This window comes from Novosphingobium sp. ST904 (genome assembly GCF_001298105.1).
Lineage (GTDB): Bacteria > Pseudomonadota > Alphaproteobacteria > Sphingomonadales > Sphingomonadaceae > Novosphingobium.
Genome location: NZ_LGJH01000020.1, coordinates 1 through 933 on the forward strand (window position 1 = coordinate 1; position 933 = coordinate 933).

The 933-nt window shown below is 67.7% G+C and carries 1 protein-coding gene; it reads right to left on the reverse strand.

Translation table 11 applies throughout. The features are described from left to right. Positions 1-146 precede the first annotated feature (146 nt). The gene (locus tag ADT71_RS00105) at positions 147-818 is read right to left on the reverse strand and encodes a sulfatase-like hydrolase/transferase (protein WP_231635434.1); all 672 of its coding nucleotides are present in this window, start codon (positions 816-818) and stop codon (positions 147-149) included. Positions 819-933 lie beyond the last annotated feature (115 nt).

Consider the following 933-nt stretch of genomic DNA (forward strand, 5'->3'; position numbering starts at 1 on the left):
CAGGAGCCCGCGGCACTCCGGCCAGGCCAAATTCACCGCTAGCCGAAAGGTCGGCGGCAGGATAAACTCGTTCTGCAGCGCAGATGGCAGTCATGAGAGGGTGTCATTCCGCCCTCAGCCGGAACCGACCCCATATGCGCGGAGCTTCATACGAATATCGTATGCTCCAGAACGGCGCGGTGCAGCGCCGCCGGGGTCAGGTCCACGCGGCGGTTGTCGCCGGGCACGGCCCGTCCTGCCGCATCGAGGCGCACCATCACGTAAGGCGTATGGCGATCGCCGCCGGGCATGGCGGCGCCGGGGATGCTGGGGCGGTGGTCGCCGAAAAACACCAGCAGCGCCGGTTTGCCCAGTTCGCCGAGCCGCCGGGTAAGGTCGGCCAGCATGGCATCGCCCTTGCGCACGAGGTGCAGGTAGCCCGGCACCAGATCGGCGCCGCCCGGGGTACCGTCCGAAGCCCAGGGGCCGTGGTTCTCGATCGTCACGGCATAGATCATCGTGGGCCCCTGCGCAGCGGCGGCAAGCGCCACGATCTCGTCGGTCATGGCCGCATCGGTGACATAGCGGCCTTCGCCGGGCGTGGGCGGGGCAAAGCGGTCCTCGCCGACCAGCTCGGCGAAACCGCCCGCCGGCATGATCCGGTCGCGGCCATAGAAGCGCATGTCGTGAGGGTGGGCGAAGATACTGCGCCAGCCTGCGCCGAGCCGGGCGGGCAGCGCATAGGAGGTTTCGCCCGGCGCAGTCAGAAACGGATTGTAGCGGCGGAAGCCCAGCGCCTCCTCCTCGCGCCCGAACAACACGCCATACTCGGTGCGCATGGTATAGGCGCCAAAGCGGCTCTGTTGCAAAGATTGGCGGCAGTCAGAGGTAGGCTGTCGCTCTGCGCCGATCAGGCGGCTGCTGCGAAATGGTGGTTGAGCATGCCCATGGCCT

Excerpts from the sequence above, each read along its gene's own strand:
- ADT71_RS00105 (WP_231635434.1), bottom strand. The coding sequence starts at position 818 with ATGCGCACCGAGTATGGCGTGTTGTTCGGGCGCGAGGAGGAGGCGCTG.